Genomic DNA, 19,205 nt, shown 5'->3' with positions numbered 1-19,205 from the left:
GGGGTTTCCGAGCAGCGAGAGAATCAGCTCTCGACTGCGTGCTTTCCGCCGGCAGCCTGATCGGCTTCCATGGCCTCTCGCAGGCTCTTCGGACGCATGTCGGTCCAGTTCGCCTCGACGTATTCGAGGCACGCCTTGCGGCTGTCTTCACCGAACACCACGCGCCAGCCGGCGGGGACCTCGGAAAACGTGGGCCACAGCGAGTGCTGGTCCTCGTCGTTCACCAGCACGTAGAAGCGGCCGTCTTCGTCATCGAAAGGATTAGTGCTCATCTCGCCTCACTTGTTACGTACGTGTCTTGTGCGCCCAGACTAGCAAGCGCACCAGTTCGGTTCTGGTGGCTCAGAACCGACGCCAGAATCTCCCCCGCCCGCACTGCCACGTTCGACAGCAGCGACGACGTCAATCCGTGAGTCTGTTCTGTCCCACCCTGCAGATAGATACCGCCTGTCACGTCCTCCGTTACAGCCAGTCGATAATCCCGACTGACGTTACGCGGAACGGACGAATCCGGCACGAGTTCACCCAACAAATTGTCCAGCGGCGCCGGGGTGAAACCCGTGGCCAGAATGAGTGCGTCGCACGACAGCGTGTCGGTCAAGCCGTCGAGGTTGCTGCGGACGGCCAGTTCGATGCCGGATTCGGTCTCCACGGCACTCGTGATCTCCGAGGCCCGACGCATGAACAGTCGCCTCGGCCCGCGAACCATCTCCTGATATTCGGTGGCATAGAGCTTGTTGATCAGTTCGATGTCGACGACCGAGTAATTGGTACTGCGGTGCAGATCGAGAAGTCGACGTCGTTCCGCGGCGTCGGCGCCGTGCAGTTGATCGACGGCTTCGGGATCGAAGATGCGATTTGCGTATGGGCTGTCGTCTGCGGGGCTGTAGCCGTAGCGGGCAAAAACACTGTGGACTTCGGCGTTCGGGTAGTTCGCGTGCAGGTAGTCGACGATCTCCGCGGCACTCTGACCGGCACCGAGAACAACGAACCTGTTGTGCACGGGCTCAGGCATTGCTTCGAGGTGGAAGAGGAACTGGTGGTTGTGGAAGCACCGGGACGACGGCGTTGCCCATTCCGGGATCCGCTCTTTCAGTCCGGCTCCGACGACGATGTTGCGCGCGATCACCGTTTCACCGTCGGCTGTGCGGACCGCAAAGCGATCGACAACGCCGTCGGAGTTCTTGATGCCCTCGACCCCGTCGACGGTTGTACCGAACTGCACATCCGCGTCGACTCGTCGAGCTGCCCAGCACAGGTAGTCGTTGAACTCGTGGCGCGTGGGAAAGAAGGTCTGGTGGTTGACGAAGTCGACCAGCCGCCCCTGCTCGAACAGATACGAGAAGAAGCTGTATCCGCTCTGTGGGTTACGGAACGTCACCAGGTCCTTCGGAAACGCGATCTGCATCGTGGCACCGTCGAGCAGCATCCCGGGATGCCACGCGAACTGAGACTGCTTTTCGAAGAACCGCGCATTCACCCGATCAACGGCTGCACAATTTGCATTGTGTTCTTCGACAGCGATGGCCAACGCGAGGTTGGCCGGACCGAACCCGACGCCGACGATGTCGACCACGGCGGGTTCGGCGCTGGAGTCTCTCGGTGATTCACTCATTACAGGTAGTCCATCCCCGACGGGACGACCTGATAAGGTCGCCAATCGATGTCCCGAAGTAAGTAGCAAAGGCTACCCTTAATGAGGTGAGGGTATCAATACTGTGAGCCCCCGTATAGCGGTCGACCCCGCGGAGCGATGCGACGTATGTCATAGTTTCGCCCCTTCACTCACGTCATCCCCTTCGGCGATGGCCGCAGCCTCGATCACGTCGACCAGCTGACCTGCCCATTCACGGACCGCGCCCGCATCGACGCGGTCGGCACGGAACCCGAGAGTTGCAAAAACAGGCCCTTCGCCCACCGGCTCGTAAAAACTCAACGTCAAATCCGCATCGGGCACTCCCACCGGAATCGGTACGAGAGAACCGAAGTCGCCGAGCCCGTCCAAATCCGCCTGCTGGTGATGGATCACCATCACCTGAGGTCTCATGGACGCCGGATTACCCAGAGCCTGCTCGACATACACATACGAGACGTCCTGATTGCTCAGCGCTTCCAGGTTGCCTTCCCTCACCCGACCGAGCAATTCTGCGAACGTCGGACTACCGGACGTATCCGTGCGCAGGAGAACAACATTGAAGAAGGATCCGATCATCGGTTCGAGACGGGGATCCGACCTGCCCGCAACCAATGAACCGATCGGAAGATCGGTACCCGCCCCAGCCTTCGTGAGAACGGCGGCCAGCGCAGCCTGAAGGACCATGAACATGCTCGTCCCGGTGCGCGCAGCCAGCGCGTCGATTCTGGCGTGCAGATCCGCGTCGATGTCGACAGAGACCACGTCACCCCGAGGTTCCGAGTCATCTTCCGGCAACGGAAGATTCACACTGGTCGGTATTCCGTCGAGCGCATCCTGCCAGTACGCAAGCTGCTTCGAGGCACGGCTGTCGACGTCCAGGGGGTCACCCAACAGCTCGTCCGACCACACGGTGTAGTCGGCGTAGGTCAACGCAAGCTCGTCCCAGATCGGTTGATCTCCCTGCGACCTGGCTGCATAAGCAGAGACCAGATCTCCCAGCAGCGGCACTACGGACCACTCGTCGACGGCGATGTAGTGCATGACGAGAAGCAGTGTCCGAGAGCCGTCTTCACCGAGCACCAGATGGACCCGCAACGGCGATTGCTCACGCAGATCCATCGGAAGTTGAGCCAGCTCGAACACCACTCGACCCACATCGCCGGCGCCGACATCGACCACATCGACAGTCGGCCGCACCGATTCTCTTGCCACGACGATGCCGTCGACCTCGACGAAGGTGGTCCGCAGGGGTTCGTGGCGCGACGTCACATCGTCCAAGGCGTGCCCGAGAATCTCCGGATCGATCTTCGATTTCAGGGTCAGTGCCAGAGCGTGGCTCGCTTGCGGGTTCGCACCGGCTGCGCGGAACAACTCCCACTGACGACGTTGCGGCGCAGACAGACCCATGGTCTCCGGACGCCTCGCCGCCGGCGCCAGGACCGGGCGTCCACCCTCCGAACGCGCAACGACTGCCGCCAACTCCGCAACGCTCGGTGCGTCGAACACGTCTCGAATACTGACGTCCACGCCGAACGCTTCACGAATGCGACCGACCAGTTTCATCGAAGCCATCGAATGTCCACCGAGTTCGAAGAAACTGTCGTGGACTCCGACACTCGGGAGTTGCAATATCTCCGCGAAGGCAGCTGCAACCGTGGACTCCACGGCAGTGCGAGGAGCAACATCACCCGCCAACTCCGACCAGTCCGGAGCGGGCAACGCCTTGCGGTCGAGCTTTCCGTTGGGCGTCAACGGGAGCGGACCATCGAGAGCGACAACCATGGTCGGAACCATGTAGTCGGGCAACGACATTGCAGCGAGATTTCGCACTGCCGTCGTGTCCACCACAGCACCGGGTTCGGGTGACACGTAACCGACCAGGCGCGTGATTTCGCCCTGCCGATCCGCGACGACCGTTGCCTGCTTCACCGAAGGATGGGCACTGAGAGCTCCGATGATTTCACCCAATTCGATTCGGAAACCGCGAATCTTGACCTGATCGTCCACGCGGCCGAGGAAGTCGATGTTCCCGTCCGAGCGCCACCGCGCTCGGTCGCCGGTGCGATACATGCGATCGCCCGCGGTGAAGGGATCGGCGATGAATCTCTGTGCCGTCAGATCGAATCGGCCCAGGTAGCCTCTCGCCAGGCCGCGTCCCGCGATGTACAGCTCGCCGGATACTCCCGGCGGAACCGGACGCAGTTGATCGTCGAGCACGTACGCCTGTTCGTTGGGGTCTGGGACTCCGATGGGCACAGCACCGTTCCAACCGGGTTCCGCCTGCCACAGTGTGTTGTTCACCGTGGCTTCGGTGAGTCCGTACGCGGCAAGCAAATTCAGCCGCTCCGCCCATCGCCCGATCAGCTCGGGCGGAACCGTCTCGGTTCCGACCAACACCGTGCAGCCCTGCGGTACTTCACATCCCGCCGGCAGGGCGGCCAGCAACGAGGGAGGGATGATTGCATGAGTCACGCGATTGCTCGTCATGAAATCGGTCAACGCCGGGCCGGCCACTCGTGCGCTCTGCGGCACGATCACCAGGGTGCTGCTCGTGCACAGAGCCATCGCCAATTCGAATACCGCAACGTCGAAGCCGACCGAAGCGAACTGCATCACCACCGAACCCGGTACCAGTCGCATCCGAACCTCGGCTGTCGCAACAAGACTCGGAATACCGTCGTGGGAAAGGACGGCGCCCTTCGGCTTGCCGGTCGATCCCGAAGTGTAGATGACATAGGCCGCGTGGTTGACGCCAACTGGTGGCCTGGGAGTTTCGACGATCACTGCCTCGTCCAGTTCCGCACGTATCAGCGGATCGTCCAAGAGGATTCGCTCGACACCGGCCACATCCTCGATCCGCGAGCTTTCCTCCGAGGTGGACAGCAGTACCGAGGTGCGAGAATCGGTGAGCATGTAGGCGATGCGCTCGCTCGGGTGGCTCAGATCCAGGGGTAGATACGCTGCCCCCAGCTTGAGCACGGCGAGGACCGACGCGACCATCTCCACCGAACGCGGGACGGCAAGTCCCACCACGTCTTCGACCGAGACCCCGCGCCGATACAGCACGCCGGCTATCCGATCACATTGCTCGGAGAGCTCGCGGTACGTGGCCTGCCCCGCCTCGTCGCGCACCGCAATCGCCTCGGGTGTATCAGCGACCCCACGCGCGAAGGCGTCGTAGAACGTTTCCTCCGGCACGTCGACGGCGGTGTCGTTGAACGAGGTGACAACTTGCTCGAGTTCGCCGGGCAAGAAGATGTCGATGTCGCCGATCTCAATGTCGGCCGATTCCACGACGGCCGCGATCACCGATTCCAATCGGTTCGAAATTCGCTGTGCTGTTTCGCGATCGAAGAGGTCGCTGCCGTATTCGAGTCGGACGTCGATGCAGCCTTCGCCGCCGAGGTACTCGGTGAAGTTGAACACCAGATCGAACTTGGCTGTGTACTCCTCGAGTTCGAACGGATCCCCGCCCATCTCCTCGCGGCTGTGATAGCCGACCATGACCTGGAACAGCGGGTTGCGTGCCAAGGTTCGCGACGGATTGAGGCGTTCCACCACAGTTTCGAAGGGAACATCGGCGTTGGCGAAGGCCTCGAGGTCTCCCTCGCGAACGCGATCCACCAACTCTCGGAACGTCGGGTTACCTGACGTATCCGTGCGCAGCACAATCGTATTGACGAAGAAGCCGACCAAGTCGTCGAGCCCCTGTTCACTACGTCCGGCTACGGGAGCGCCGAGGGGAAGGTCCTCACCCGCTCCGAGCGCAGTCAGCAACGCCGCCGACGCCGCGTGCAGGACCATGAACATCGAACTCTGGCTCCCGCGCGCCAGGTCTCGCAGTGCGGCAGTTGTGTCCACACCCAACCGTGTTACCACTGCGCCACCGGAGAAACTCGGTCTGGCCGGTCGGCTCCGGTCGGTGGGAAGCAGCAGTTCTTCGGGGGCTCCGTCCAAACTCTTCGCCCAGAAGTCCAACTGCGTGCTCAGGACACTCGACGGATCGTCGGCGCTGCCGAGCAATTCCCGTTGCCACAGGGTGTAGTCCGCGTACTGAACCGGTAGCGGTTCGAAAGCTGGCTCCTCGCCCTGAATCCGAGAGGAGTAGGCAGACATCAGATCGCGCAGGAACGGCCGATCGGACCATTCGTCCGTTGTGATGTGATGCAGGACGATCACGACGATTACGGCACCGTCTACTCGGATCAGACGGGCGCGAATCGGAATCTCGTTCGAAAGGTCGAACGGACGGCCCACTGCCACTGCAACTTCGCCGGCGACACCGGATTCCCGTGAATGAACTGTCTCGACCGGAACCTTCGCCGATTCGAGAATTATCTGTTCCGGTGTTCCGTCCACCAACCGGAACACCGTACGCAAGGATTCGTGTCGTCCAACGACGTCACCCAGCGCCGCGGCGAAGACGTCCGCGTCCAATGCACTGTCCAAGCGGAGCACGATCGGGAAGTTGTAGGCCGCGGAGTTCTCTTCCATCTGTCCGATCAGCCACAAACGCTGTTGAGCGGCAGAAAGTGGAAGGTGGTCCGGCCGCGGCTTCGCTACCAGCATCGGTCGCATCGATCCCTGTTCGGCCACAATGCGTTCCGCGAGTTCCGCGACGGTGGGCGCTTCGAAGAGATCACGCATGGTCAGACTGTTCGGAATGGCGATCCGAGCTCGACTGATCAGTTTGGTGGCCAGAAGCGAGTGCCCACCGAGGTCGAAGAAGTTGTCGTCGACACCGATGTCGTCCACATCGAGTACGTCGGAGAAGAGCTCACAGAGAACCTCTTCCGTGTGGTTCCGCGGTGCAATCGACTCCCTACTCCGCTCCCCCAGCACCGAATCGGCCGTGGGCAGTGCCTTGACGTCGAGCTTGCCGTTGACGGTCATCGGTAGTGACTCCACCTCGATCACCACGGCCGGAACCATGTAGTCGGGTAGGCGAACTCGCGCCTGCGCGCGGTAGTCGTGCGCGGCGCCGAGCTGCACGGGCGTCACGTAGCCGACGAGCCTCTTGACTCCACCCGCCCCGACGTCGACCACGACCGCTGCTTGCCGCACGTGCTCGTCGGATTCGAGAACGGAGACGATTTCGCTCGGCTCGATCCGGTGACCTCTGATCTTCACCTGGTCGTCGGTGCGGCCCAGGAAGTCCAGGTTGCCGTCAGCGCGTCGCCGCACCAGATCCCCGGTGCGGTACATACGTTCTCCGGTCCCGGCTGGATCTGCGACAAAGCGCTCGGACGTGAGCGCAAAGCGTCCGAGGTAGCCGCGGGCCAAACCGGCTCCGGCAATGTACAGTTCGCCGGCAACCCCGTCGGGGACCGGGCGTAGCCAGCCGTCGAGAATGTGCGCGGCGGTGTTCCAGATCGGCTTGCCGACCGTCGGGGTGTCACTGTCGGCCGTTCCGCCGCCGAGAGTGTTGATCGTGTATTCCGTCGGACCGTAGAGGTTGTAGCCCACGGTTCCCTCGGTCTCGCGCAGCCTGTTCCACACCGAATCCGGAACGGCTTCACCGCCGAGCAGGACCAGCGGAGGACGGTGTTGTCCCACACCGTCGTCGAGCAACCCGCTGTCGATCAGGTGCGTCGCGTAGGTCGGTGTCACGTTGACGACGTCGATTTCCTGTGCGTCGCAGTATGCAACGAGCGCCTCGGCATCACGACGCAGATCCTCGTCACAGATGTGCACCTCGTGACCTTCCACGAGCCACAGAAGTTCCTCCCACGACATGTCGAAGGCGAAGGACACGGTGTGCGCGATCCGCAGGCGCCGGCCCGTCGCGGCGATCACCGGTTCGAAGATCGCCTCGCGGTGGTTGAACTGCATGTTCGTCAAGCCGCGGTAACCGGTGACCACGCCCTTGGGCTTGCCGGTCGATCCGGAGGTGTAGATGACGTACGCGGGGTGGTCGAGCCGATGCGGTGCTCCCGGGGCGAATGCTCCGAGTTCCGCCGCGGAGAGTGCCCGCGCCGAGATCGTCAGTCGCCTTGCCGCAGTGTCCGGCTCGTCGAGCACGATGGTCCGAATGTCCGCGGTGCGGACGTCCGCGCCTTCGAATTTCGGTGCGGCGGCGACAGTCGTCAGCAACACGACCGGATCTGCGTCGTCGATCATCACGGCCAACCGTTCGGCCGGATGGTCGAGTTCGAGGGGTAGGTAGGCAGCGCCCGTGCGCAATACGGCGAAGAGCGCGACGACCATGTCCACCGAGCGCGGCAGACCAAGAGCCACGATCTTTTCCGGCCCGGCGCCGTAGTTGATCAGCAACCGCGCCATCCGATTGACCTCGCCGTCGAGATCGGCGTAGGTCATCCGACGCTTCCCGAACACGAGTGCCGTGTCGTTCGGTTGCGCCGACGCCACCTCTTCGAACAGGTCGGCAATGGTGCGCTCCGGCAACTCTCGGATCTGCGTCTGCTGCGCTACCGCGGGAATCGGCGTCGCAACGACCGAACCTGTCATATCCTGCGACCAACTCTGGAGCAGGTCGACGAAGTGACCGAGCAGGTCCTCGGCTCGGCGCGCGGTCACCAGATGCGGATGGAACTCGAACTTGACGTTGACGGTGGTACCCGGGGTGACAACCACGGTCAGCGGATAGTGCGTGTGATCGATACTGTCGCTGCCGCTCACGTCGTGTGCGGCATTGAGTGCGTCGACCTGCTTCTCGTCCACGAAGTTCTGCAGGACCATCAGCACGTCGAACAGTTGACGATGCTCGGAAATACGTTGGATCGAGGCCAATCCGAGGTAGTCGAATGGCATCAGCGAAAGACGATCCGCCTGCGTTCGGCGAAGAAGTTCCTCGACGCTCTCGTTCGGATCCAGTTGCAGCCGAACGGGAACGGTGTTGAGGAACATGCCCACCACGGTGTCGATTCCCGGTACCTCCGGTGGCCTTCCGGCAACCGTGGAGCCGAAGACGACGTCCTGTCGACCGGTGGCCGACGCCAGCACCATAGCCAGCGCTGCGTTGAGTACCGTGTTGAACGTGACGCCGGATGCGGCAGCGCGCTCACGCAATGCACGCGAAAGCGGTTCCGACAGAACCGCATCGCGGCGATCCGGAAGCTGAGTTTCGACGCCGGGCGCAGGCTCGGCAACAAGCGTCGGCTCCTCGAGTCCTGCGAGCGCTCCGCGCCACCCCGCGTCGGCGGTTGCACCGTCGCGGTCGGCCAACCAGGCGAGGTAGGCCTCGAACGACCCCTCGGGTTCGCCGAATGCGCTGTCGTCCCCGCCGGTGTCGTACAGCGCCAGAAGCTGGCTGACGACAAGGCCGTTGGACCAGCCGTCCCACAACAGGAACTGCCTGTTGATCACCAGTCGATCATGTCCGCCGGGCAGATGCAGCACGCTCATACGCCACAGCGGCGGCGCGGTCAGGTCGAATGGAGTCACTCTGTCGTGGGCGGCGACGGCCTCGGCGCGCTCACGAGCAGCCGAGTCGTCGAGTTCACGGAGATCGTGGACGGCTACGGGAACATCGAGTCCCGCACTGAAGAACTGCACGGGCTCGTTCAGTCCTTCGCTCACGAATCCCGCTCGCAACGTGGGATTTCGTCGTTGAAGTGTCCGGGCGGCCGCAGCCAACCTGTCGACATCGAGGGTGTGCCCGAAGTCCATCGAGAACTGTGCCGTGTAGATGTCTCCACCACTACTGCTGTCGCTGCTGCCTGCGTAGCCGGCTTGGAAGTACAGGCCTTCCTGCAACGGTGAGAGTGGGAGGATGCTGCTGACACCCGCCGGGCTCGCGTCGGCTATCGCGTCGATCTCGGCCTGACTCAGGTCGAGCAACGGCACATCGGACGGGGTCAGGATGGGAGGCCCGTCATGCTCCGCGGCCGCAGCCGCCAGATCGCCGAGCGCCGAGACCCAGCCGTCGGAGAGTGACTGCGCGTCCTCCTCGGACAAATCTTCACTTGCCCAGGCGAAGTCGGCACGGAGTTCCGAATCCACGCTGACGACATTCACGATCAGCCGATACGGACCTCCCATGTCTGCGTCGGGATCGGTGGACATGGCTTCGGATTCCGCTGCCAGGGACCATGCTGTCGATCCAGCTGTCGTCGTACGTCCGAGATAATTGAACAGGATCTGAGATTCGGAGCGCCCCGCCAATCTCGATGCCGTACGTGCATTCACGTACCGCAACATCCCGTAGCCGATACCGCCGTCCGGAGCCGCCCGCAGGCTCTCCTTCACCTCGCGCAGCGTGTCCACCGGGTCGGTTCCGCCGAGCAGTCGCATCGGGGCAATCGTGGTGAACCAGCCGACCGTTCGCGACAGATCGGTCCCGGGTACCAATTCCTCGCGGCCGTGCCTTTCGAGATCGACCAGCAGTTCGCGCTCACTGCGACCGGTGGAACGACGCCAGCGATCGACCGACATCGCCAACGCAGCCAACAGAACATCCGTTCCCTCGGCACCCAGCATGGCCGCAACCGTTCCGAGTGCCGCCTCGGAGATTGCTCCGTCCACCGTGACCGTGCGCCTCGAGCCTCCGGATACGACGGCATAGCTCGCGGTACCGGGGATCAACTCCGCGCCCGGAGCGGTCACGGTCAACCAGTGATCGAGTTCGGCAAATCGATGAGCACTGTATGCGTGTTCGGCCACCGTGCGGGAGAAGGTACGCAGCGAAGTTCCGACGGCATCCAATGCGGCGGGCTCTCCGGCCTCGACGGCCACCCAGGCCATCGCGAGATCCTCGAGCAGGGTTCCCCACGAAACCCCGTCCACGACCAGGTGGTGCGCGACTATCGCGAGTCGGCCCAGATTATCAGCGCCACAATCGAACCAGACCACCGAGACCATCCGTCCTGCAGACGGATCCAAACGACTGGTCGCACACTCGGAACGTTCGGTGATGAGCGTCCGCAACTCGGTGTCATCCAGTCCCCGAGCATCAACGCGTTCGACAAGGTTCGCTGCCCGGATACTGCCGGGTTCCTCGATCCGCGCCGACCACATTCCGCGGTCATGTCGGATCAAGGTTTGGCGAAGTCCGTCGTGGTGATCGAGCACGGCCTGCAATGCGCCGGTGATCGAATCGAGAGATGTTGCCGGAGAGTGGATCAGAACTGCCTGGTTGAAGCGATCGGTACCACCCGTCCATTCGGACAAGCGGTGCACCACCGGCAGCGGAACCAGCTCACCCACGCCGATGTCGGCCGTGACGGTGGCAACCGACGTGGCGACATCACCCACCGCTGCGGCGATCGCAGCGGGAGTGCGCAATTCGAAGATCTGACGCGGGGTCAGTACTACCGAATCACGACGAGCCAGGTTGACCAGTCGGATCGCCAGGATACTATCGCCGCCGAGAGTGAAGAAGTCGTCGCGTGCCCCGACGCGTGGCAGGCCGAGAACTGTCGCGAAATGCCTGGCGAGGAGGTCGGCAACGCCCGAGGACACTACTCCCGTCGTTTCGCCCACCTGTGCCGCGAAATCCGGTGCCGGTAGGGCTTTTCGGTCGAGCTTGCCACTCGGACTCAGCGGCAACGACTCGAGCCGCACCAACGCGCTTGGCACCATGAACTCCGGCAGCACCGACAACAACTGCCCTCGAACCGCAGCGTCATCAGCATCTCCGACCAGATAGGCGACCACCTGTGCGCGGTTACTCGGACCGTCGGTTCGGACGATCACGGCACTTGCCGAGACTCCGGGGCACAATGCCAACTGCGCTTCGATTTCACCGAGCTCGATGCGGAATCCACGAACCTTCACCTGCTCGTCGACACGGCCGAGGTACTCGAGAACGCCGTCGGCATTCCACCGCACGATGTCACCGGTCCGGTACATCCGCGAGCCGCCGTCGCTGTACGGATTCGCCACAAATCTCTCGGAGGTCAATCCCCCACGTCCGTGGTAACCACGCGCCAGTTGTGGTCCAGCCAGATACAGCTCACCGGTGACACCGGCCGGAACGTTCTGCAGATACGGATCGAGAACGAACAGGCCGGTATTGGCGGCGGGTGCGCCGATCGGGACACTGACGGCGTCTGCCGGAGTGTCCTGCACCGACGGCTGCCAACTGACGTCGACGGCTGCCTCGGTGGGGCCGTAGAGGTTGTCCACCAGAACGTTCGGCAGGATCTCGGCAACCTTGCGTGCAACGTGAACGGGCAGTGCCTCACCGCTGCAGTTGACGATCTCGAGGGAAGAGCACCGTGCTGCTTTCGGCTCCGCAAGAAACACTTCGAGCATCGACGGAACAAAATGCACTCGGGTCACGGAATGTTCGACGATGACGTCGGCCAGATAGCCCGGATCCTTGTGCCCGTCCGGCTCGGCCATCACCAGAGTTGCCCCCACCAGGAACGGCCAGAAGAATTCGGGGACGGAGACGTCGAAACTCGACGGGGTCTTCTGCAGCATCCGGTCGGAGAAGTCCAGCGGACGTATCTGCTGTGCCCAGAGCAATCGGTTGACCACACCCTCGTTGGTGACCACAACGCCTTTGGGACGACCGGTCGAACCCGAGGTGTAGATCATGTACGCGGCATCCGCGGGCGATCCTGGGACGCTCAGCGGTTCGGCTGGGAACTGCGCCGACTCCGATACCGTCACCCGCGGAACCGAACCCGAATCGAGTGAAGAATCTTCCGACACCACGACGCACACCGGATCGGCGTCGTCCAGCATGTACGTCAGCCGCTCCGCCGGATAGCCGGTGTCGAGCGGAACGTATGCTCCCCCGGCCTTCCCGATGCCGAGTATCGCAACCATCAGATCGACCGAGCGCGGCAAGGCAACCGCCACCAATGATTCGCGTCCGACGCCACGTTCGTGCAGCAGATGCGCAAAACGATCAGCGCGAGAGTGAAGTTCGGCGTAGGTCAACGACTCTTCACGGAAGATCACTGCGGTGGCTTCGGGCGTACGCCCGGCTTGATCCTGCAGCAGCTCGGTCAGCGTTGTGCGCGGCCGATCCAAGGCCGTGCCGATGCTACCCGGCTGTGCGGGTGCCAGCGCGATCCGGCCGATGACCTGGTCGAGATCGCGAGAGAGCTCGGTGAGTACGACTGCGAGAGCTTCGGCCAGCGACGCAGCGGCATCGCCGTCCACCTGAGCAGCGTCGTACTTCAATTCCAACGCCAATTGATCGCCGGGGACGACGATCAGGGTCAGCGGGTAGGCCGGTCGCTCGTCGAATCGAATTCCCGTCAGTCGCACCGAGTTCGTCGGATCAGCGATTGCCGTGTCACCGAGTGGATAGTTCTCGAACACGACCAGTGATTCGAAGTTCTGCTCCAGTCCGCCAGTCCGCCGCAGTTCCGGTAGCCCCAGGTACTGATGGTCGAGTAGTTCCGATTGTTCCCTCTGCCAACGAGAAAGTGCTTGCGCAGCTGTCTCTGCCGGATCGAACCGCAACCGAGCCGGCACAGTGTTGATGAACAAGCCCACCATGGACTCGATGCCGGGCAGGTCTCCACCGCGTCCCGATACGGTTGATCCGAACAGCACGTCTGATCGGCCGGTCATTCGGCCGAGCACCAGTCCCCAGGCGCCGTGCACGAGCGTGCTCAGCGTCAAACCGTGGGAGCGTCCGGTGGTCGACAGCGCGCGAGTATCACTGTCGGACAGCTCGACTCGGGTAGCATGGATTCCGCTGCTGCTCGCGCTCGGCGCGGGAAGTTCGACCGCGGGCCCGGGAGAGTTCAGTGCTTTTCTCCACACCGCTGCCGAAGCCTCGTGATCGTGGCCGGCCAACCATTCGAGGTAGCTGCGGTACGGCGCCGGACTCGGGAGCACCACGCCGGAATCGCCAACGCTGTACGACGCCATCAGCTCCCGCAGCATCACCGGGACCGACCATCCGTCTGCAACCGCATGGTGAATCGACTGCAGCAGAAGGTACTTCTCCGAAGAAGCACGGAGCAGTGTGTAACGGACGAGCGGCGGTTGCGCGAGGTCGAACCCACGCGCACGCTCGGCGGAAAGCAGTTCATCCACATCGGCGCCGGCATCCGTGACTACTGCCATCTCCACGACGACGCTCGGGTGCACCACCTGCACGACCCGGCCGTCGCCCAGGACCGAGAATCCGGTGCGCAGCGCCTCGTGTCGATCCACGACGGATTGCAGCGCACGGCGCAGAGCCGCGCTGTCCACGGCGCCGGTCAGCTCCACGACCTGTTGCACGACATACTGATCAGCCCCCGGATCGGCAAAAGCCGAATGGAAGTAGATCCCTTCCTGCAACGGAGTGAGCGGGAGAATCTCTTCTGCCTTCGGCAACCCGTCCGCATCGGCCTGAGTGAGCGCCACCAGAGGGTAGTCGGACGGTGTCGCGCCGCCGAAGGCTGCGAGCCCGGACACGGCCTTGAGCGAGTCCAGCCACAACCGCGCAAACCTGTCGATGTCGCTACGCAGGAAGATATTCGACGCCCAGGTCAGAGTGGCCCGCAGTCGTGGCCCACCGGCCGCTTCCTCGGCTACGACGTCGACAGACAACGCGTGACCCAACGGCATGGACGGATCGGCAGCGCCGTCCATCGACACCGGGAACCAGTCCCCCTCTGCAACTGCAGTGCGCCCCAGATAGTTGAGCACCACCTCGGGTGCTGCGACGCTACGCAACTGATCCGAGCTGCCGAGGTATCGCAATGCTCCGTACCCGAAGCCTGCGTTCGGGACGCGTCGAAGTTGCTCCTTGACGCTCTTGAGAACCACCGCCAACTCACCGCTCGCTTCGAGATCCGGAGCGGCTGTATCGATTTCGAGTGCAACCGGGAATACCGTGGTGAACCATCCGACAGTACGTGTCAGGTCGACGTGCGCAGCGCCGTCACCGCGAACGATGTCTTCGTCGCGTCCGTGCCCTTCCAAGTCGATGGTCACCGATGCGGCACCGCTCCACTTGGTCAGCGCAACGGCCAATGCGGTGATCAGCACTTCGCTCACGTCGGCCCCGAATGCCCGTGGGACACTGCCCAACAACCGATCGGCGAATTCCGGAGGCAGGGTGATCGATCGCGCCGCGGCGGTGCGCGCGAGGTCAACTGTCGGGTCGAGTGCCCGACGGCCGAGAGGTGACTGTTGTGCGGAAGTCACCGAGTCCCAGAACTCGATCTCCGAGTCCAGTCGCCCGGCTCCGACCGCCTCCGAAACGAGTTCGGCGTACCTTCTCACCGACGTGCCGACCGGAGCGAGTGAGGGTTCGTCGCCCTGTATCGCTGCGATACCCGCGCGCGCAAGGTCTTCGAGGATGATGCGCCAGGAGACACCGTCGACGACCGCGTGGTGGATGACAAGCAACAGTCTTCCGGGACCGGTCGCAGTGGTGAAAAGAACAGCACTGACCATCGTGCCGTCTGCCGGGTTCAGACGCCTGACGGCTCGCTCGGTCTCGGCGACGATCAGCGGTCCGCATTCTTCGAGCGGCACCGGTAATGCACGGGTCTCGAAGACCACAGCCAATTCGTTGGTGGCCGGAACAAGCAGCGATCCTTCGGAAGTCAACTTCGCACGAAGTCCATCGTGGCGTGCCACCAGGGCATCGAGCGCCGCCTCGACATGCTCGGACGTCAAAGCTGACGGAGTCTGAATCAGCGCTCGCTGATGGAAGGTTCGTGCTACGTCCGGCGTCCCGAGGGYCCTGGCAGCGATGGGCGTCGTGGCTACGTGGCCGATCGGTTCGTCCGAATGATCGACGATCTCAGCCGTTCGGCCGGATTGGGCGCGCGCCATCGCCTCGGCGGTGCGCAGCTGAAACACCTCGCGTGGACTGATCGACAAACCGGCTGCACGAGCCGCGGTCACGAGCGAGATCGCGACGATGCTGTCACCGCCCAGTGCAAAGAAATCGTCGGTCACGCCAACCGATTCGAGACCTACCGCCGACGCGATCAACGTGCAGAATTGTTGTTCGACTTCGTTTCTCGCGGCGACGTGTGCACTCAGTTCGGCGAGATCGGGCTCAGGAAGGGCTCGACGGTCGAGTTTGCCGTTGGCCGTGAGCGGAAACTCGTCGAGGACAGTGACGGTGGTCGGGACCATGTAGTCGGGCAGCTTGCTCGCCGCCCACTCGCGAATGTCCTGTGAGTCGACCGCAAGGTTCGTCCCCGACGCTGCACTCACGTACGCGGCGAGATACTTTGCACCTGTGGGTGCTTGACGCACCAGAACTGCCACGTGGCGCACTCCGGGGTGTGAGATCACGGCGGCTTCGACGTCTTCGAGTTCTAGGCGCATGCCACGAATCTTCACCTGATTGTCCGTGCGCCCCAGGAAGTCGAGGGTGCCGTCGGCGGTCCATCGAGCCAAGTCACCGGTGCGATACATCCGGGATCCGGCCAAATCACCGGAAACAAAGGGATCTGCAAGAAAACGAGACGCGGTCAACGCCGACGCGCCCACATATCCGCGCCCCAGTAAGAAGCCCGCTGCGTAGAGTTCGCCGCCGGTGCCGACCGGAACCGGCTGCAGGTCACCGTCCAACACGTACAAACGAGTGTTGGGGTTCGGTCGGCCGATGGATGTGGCGATTCGTTCCGCGTCCTCGCGGTAGATCACATGGGAGACACCGATGGTCGCTTCGGCGGGCCCGTAGCCGTGATACAGCGTCGTGGACAGTTGGGCACGGAACCGATCGAAGAGTTCAGGCGTGAGAACCTCACCGCCGCACCACACGTGCTTCAACGAATCGAGCTGATCGGTCTCGTTCGCCAGATCCAGAAGGATGTCGAGCATCGACGAAACCAAGTAGACAAAAGTGACCGATTCTCCGGCGATCAGGTCGAGCAAGTATTGCGGGTCGCGTTCCCCCTCTGGCTTCGCGATCACCAATCGACCGCCGGAGACGAGCGGGAGCAGGATCTCGTTGATCGAGATGTCGAACGAGAGTGGGGCTTTGAACAGAGAGGCATCGCCGGACCCGAACCCGAGAATCCGCTCCCGCTGCCACAGCAACCTTGCGCAGATTGCCTCGTGGCGGATCATGGCGCCCTTCGGACGTCCGGTCGAACCGGACGTGAAGATGACGTACGCGAGTTGGGCACCGTGAATACGAATGCCAGAGGTCATTATCTCGGACAGGTCCGAAGGCCCGTCCTCGTATGCCCACGCGGAGAGATCGACCAATACGGAGTCGTCTACGCCGTCCGAGGTGAGCACCAATGTGGCACCGGCATCGGTGAGTACCGATTCGCGGCGCTCTGCGGGCCAGGACGGATCCAGTGGCACGAAGGCGCCGCCGGCGCACATGACGGCCAACAACCCCACCACCATCTCGGCGGATCTCGGAAGGCCGATCGCCACAACGGTTTCGGGTGCGACACCGCGCGAGATCAAGTGCGCGGCGAGCTGCGATACCCGACTTTCGAGCTCGCCGTAGGTCAGCCGGATATCGCCGTCGACCACGGCGACCGCGCCCCGATCGGCAGAGAAGCTGCTGCGCAACAAATCCGGCACCGTCGTCACGGGCTGCGGTTCTGCGGTCTCGTTCCACCCGCGGAGCACGAGTTCACGCTCCGCGAACGACATGGGGTCGAGTGCCGAGATCGGAAGCTGCGGCTCGGCCACGAATCGATCGAGGAACTGTTCGATTCTGGCGGTGTGATCGGCCAACTCCCTGTCGAATCCGGCCGGGGCGCGGACGTCGATCTCGATCGGTTCCCCGTCCTGACCACCGCGCACACTCAGATCCAGGTCACTGACCCGACCGGTCACCGAATTACGCACGCGCACCGGGCAGCCGCCGAAGGTGAGTGTGTGTTCGAACATCATCGAGTTGATGCCAGGACCGAAGACCTGGCGGTCGGGATCGATTGCTCGCACGTCGCGTGCGAGATCTTCTCCCCGGTACCGCCCGTGCTTGAGTATCGAGATCAAGGCGGTGTCGAGACGAGTTGCCAACTGGCCGATGGTTTCCGAGCGTTCGACCCGAATACCGAGCGGCAGAATCGTCGACGCCATCGAGGGAGTGCGCCGCATGTCGCGACCCACCCGAGCGGCCATCGGCACCGAGACGACAACGTCGTGCTGTCCGGTGGTTCGTGCAATGTACGCGATCAGCGCAGCCATGGGCAGGCGAGTTCGCCGAATCCCGGCGTCGGCGGCATAGCGATAGAGCTGCGCTGCACGATCGACGTCGAGCGTGAGCATCGCCGCGATCGGCGGCAGCGAATCATCCACCTGCCCATGCAAAATCCGCGTCGCTTCCGGTCCTGATTCAACTCGTTCGACCCAGTACTGACGGTCGAGCAGGAACCGCGGAGAGTTCCGGTATTCCAGATCGGCCGCCACCACCGCATCGAGCGACCACACCGGCGCCGCAGTCTCGAGGTTCGGATCGTCGTACCGCTCGGCTACGTCGGCGACGATGAGCGAGATGCCGTACCCGTCGACCACGCTGTGGTGATAGCGCTGATACCAGATGACTCGGTCGTCAGCAGTTCGCAGAAGCACCTGGCGGAACAGCAGATCGTCCGCACCGAAGACCCGAGCCATATCGGTGTCCATCCACGACTGCGCAGTCGAATCGGGATCCGCCTCGGCGCGAAGGTCGAGAATTTCCACGTCCCAGCGCGCATCCGGAATCGGCACCTGGATCAGCTGGTTGTCAGCATCCGCCCGAAAGTGCACGAACAGCGCTTCGACGCGTCCGACTGTGGCCTTGATCGCCGCTGCCGCGCGCTCGACGTCGATCGTCCCGTCGACCTCGACGACAAGTCCGATGTTGTACACCGGACTGCTCGGATCGACGTTCTGAGCAACCCACACCTCACGCTGAGCGGCCGTCGCCGGGAGCGCTGCGTCCAGATCGCCACCGCCCGATACAGACGGGTGAGCTACCTGAGAGTGGTCAGACATCGACAAATCCGATCATCGTCGTTCATGCTCATCGAACGACGAACACCCTCGCAAGTTTAGGGTAGGCTACCCAGGAACGTGAAGGTGCGCTCCCGCCCTGGTCAGACCTGTTCCCACGGACCGAATTCGAGCAAAACGTCGATTGCCGTCTTACCGTCCTGCGGCCGAACGACATGTTCGAGGGCGTAGGCCCTCGATCCCTCCGCGGCGCGAGCGAGATCGGAAATACCGGGCAGAATGGTCGGTTCGGGTGGGCCGCCCACACCACGGTGGAAGTTCTCGATCGAATGCCCCAAGTAGAGGACGCGCCCGCCTGGCGTCAGCCACTCCCCGACGCGTTTGAGCGTGTCGGCCAGCTCGTCGACCTCGAGGTGAAGAAAGCTGACCAACACCAGGTCAACTACCCCTTCCGGTTGCCACGTGGTCGCGTCGCCGATCTGCCAGTCGACAGCCTTGTCCAAGTCACTCTCCCGTGCCAGATCTATCGCCACCGACGAGTAGTCGACGGCAGTCACCGACCACCCTTGCCCGGCCATCCACCGCGCGTGACGGCCGTCGCCGCAGGCCAGATCGATCGCAGTGCCCGGCTTCAGGTCGGCAATTCGTGTTGCGACGGTTCCCGCCGGGTCGATTCCCCACGGCTCCGTCACCGCTCGGTATCGCTCGTCCCAGTCGTGTGCGTCCATGATCACTGCTCCTCGTGGTTCGTTTCATCGCGGTTCGTTTCACTGTCTCCGATCAGACG

General features: G+C 63.0%; 4 protein-coding genes. All 4 read right to left on the bottom strand.

All coding sequences use genetic code 11. The features are described from left to right. Positions 1-23: 23 nt before the first annotated feature. The 4 genes from AC1DWA_RS03010 to AC1DWA_RS02995 all read right to left on the bottom strand — a co-directional run bounded on the left by AC1DWA_RS03010 (position 24) and on the right by AC1DWA_RS02995 (position 19,146). Entirely contained in the window at positions 24-272 is a 249-nt protein-coding gene (locus AC1DWA_RS03010) for an MbtH family protein (protein WP_003945538.1), read from the bottom strand. Then, complete coding sequence (locus AC1DWA_RS03005) at positions 269-1,615, bottom strand: lysine N(6)-hydroxylase/L-ornithine N(5)-oxygenase family protein (RefSeq protein ID WP_019747015.1); 1,347 nt, start codon at positions 1,613-1,615, stop codon at positions 269-271. Before AC1DWA_RS03005 ends, AC1DWA_RS03010 begins: the two co-directional genes overlap by 4 nt. 150 nt (positions 1,616-1,765) lie before the next feature. Beyond that, positions 1,766-18,460 carry an amino acid adenylation domain-containing protein gene (locus AC1DWA_RS03000; protein ID WP_477916464.1) on the bottom strand — a complete coding sequence of 5,565 codons (16,695 nt, stop codon included), beginning with the start codon at positions 18,458-18,460 and terminating at the stop codon, positions 1,766-1,768. Positions 18,461-18,561: 101 nt separating this feature from the next. Beyond that, positions 18,562-19,146: a class I SAM-dependent methyltransferase gene (locus AC1DWA_RS02995; RefSeq protein WP_477846338.1), complete on the bottom strand. Its 585-nt coding sequence runs from the start codon at positions 19,144-19,146 to the stop codon at positions 18,562-18,564. Positions 19,147-19,205: the final 59 nt, after the last annotated feature.

This window comes from Rhodococcus sp. P4_F3_2, from assembly GCF_056401335.1.
Note: the sequence above shows the minus strand (reverse complement) of the source record. Positions and strands in the feature narration are given on the sequence as shown.